General features: G+C 32.1%; 1 protein-coding gene and 1 pseudogene. One reads left to right on the top strand and one right to left on the bottom strand.

All coding sequences use genetic code 11. From position 1 onward, the window contains the following. The first annotated feature begins 121 nt into the window (after nt 1-121). The gene (locus tag NO346_RS00010) at nt 122-676 is read left to right on the top strand and encodes a peptidylprolyl isomerase A (protein ID WP_005158803.1); all 555 of its coding nucleotides are present in this window, start codon (nt 122-124) and stop codon (nt 674-676) included. Nucleotides 677-847: 171 nt separating this feature from the next. Here NO346_RS00010 and NO346_RS00005 read toward each other — a convergent pair. Then, nucleotides 848-1,077: pseudogene (locus NO346_RS00005) on the bottom strand (hypothetical protein); the annotation flags it as partial.

The raw sequence follows: 1,077 nt of genomic DNA, 5'->3' as shown, positions 1-1,077 counted from the left end.
ATAGTAAAATTGGGTTCGGCGATTTGATTTTACTACTTCGCTATTTTTTTAAGCTAAAAGTGTCAACACACCCTATTGAGAAGTACAACAAATCACTCGTTAAAATCAGAGAAAAGCAATCATGAAAAAGTTGTTGATGACAACCAGTCTACTATTAGTAAGCAGCCATTTATTTGCCAACACAATGGTTGATATGAAAACCAGTATGGGAAATATTGAAATTGAACTTTTTAACGATAAAGCACCTGTATCAGCAAAAAATTTTGAAAGCTATGTAAAAAGTAACTTTTATGCTGGAACTATTTTTCATCGAGTCATCCCAGGATTTATGATTCAAGGCGGGGGGATGGATGCCAATATGATTGAGAAGGTAACTAAAGCACCTATTAGTAATGAAGCAAGCAATGGTTTGAAAAATACGCGCGGTACATTGGCAATGGCTCGTACTAGTGATCCTAACTCTGCTACGAGTCAATTTTTTATTAACGTTGCTGACAACACTTTCCTAAATCGTTCACAAATGGATGCTGGTTATGCTGTATTTGGTAAGGTAACGAAAGGAATGAATATTGTTGATAAAATTGTTAGTGTTCCTACAGGTAACTATGGAATGCATCAAAATGTCCCTAAACAGCCGATTAAAATCATTAGTGTTCAGATAAAGAACAAGAAGTAAAAATTAAAGCAGAAATATTTTTAAATATTTCTGCTTTAATTCAATTTGATCATCAAAATTAGGTGGAATTACATCCATATTTTTAATTAAGTCATTAAATTACAGTTATTTATGTTGATTAAATTCACTTTTAAGAAAATTAATAAATTTTAAATTATATAAATCAGTAAATTAGGTGGGTTGAAGTTTAAAAAAAAAACAACCGAATTTTAAATTTTCTAAAAGTGCTTGCGTGTGTTTTGAAATGGTGTAGAATGCACATCCATCGGCGGTGATGCAGATAAAAACTTGTTGAGAAACAAGGATTTGGCTAGATTGGCTAGATTGGCTAGATTGGTTGGATTCTTGGGTTGATTGGTGGGTTTTAAAAATATCGAAATTACCTGTTGACTTTAGTTTAG

The sequence above is a fragment of the Acinetobacter sp. 5862 genome (assembly GCF_024494585.1).
GTDB lineage: Bacteria > Pseudomonadota > Gammaproteobacteria > Pseudomonadales > Moraxellaceae > Acinetobacter.
Note: the sequence above shows the minus strand (reverse complement) of the source record. Positions and strands in the feature narration are given on the sequence as shown.

Excerpts from the sequence above, each read along its gene's own strand:
- NO346_RS00010 (WP_005158803.1), top strand. The coding sequence starts at position 122 with ATGAAAAAGTTGTTGATGACAACCAGTCTACTATTAGTAAGCAGCCAT.